1 protein-coding gene is annotated in these 240 nt (G+C 51.2%); it reads right to left on the bottom strand.

Going from position 1 to position 240, the window contains the following annotated elements:
- Window positions 1–240, bottom strand: a 240-nt coding sequence (locus SB822_RS60525; RefSeq protein WP_410859577.1) for a hypothetical protein, incomplete at both ends; no start/stop codon positions are given.

A 240-nucleotide genomic window follows, 5' to 3' on the forward strand; every position in this document is an offset into this window, starting at 1 on the left:
GTATTCAGCGTCGTCTTCGGACAGACGGTCAGCGGCAAACGAAACGTCGAGGTGCTGTGGATCAATCTCAATGATTGCTTCCCCTTCCATCAGACGTTTGGTGTTTTCAGCCATTTCCTCGATTGAACGTACAACGGTCTTGGCAGCCCCTGTCATTCCGTAGCCCGGTTTTGCAACCGGATTCTCGCCTGTAATCGACGCGATATCGAGATTTGCGAACGGGTTTTTACGTGACATTGG

The organism is Paraburkholderia sp. SIMBA_054 (assembly GCF_046534875.1).
Classification (GTDB): Bacteria; Pseudomonadota; Gammaproteobacteria; order Burkholderiales; family Burkholderiaceae; genus Paraburkholderia; species Paraburkholderia hospita.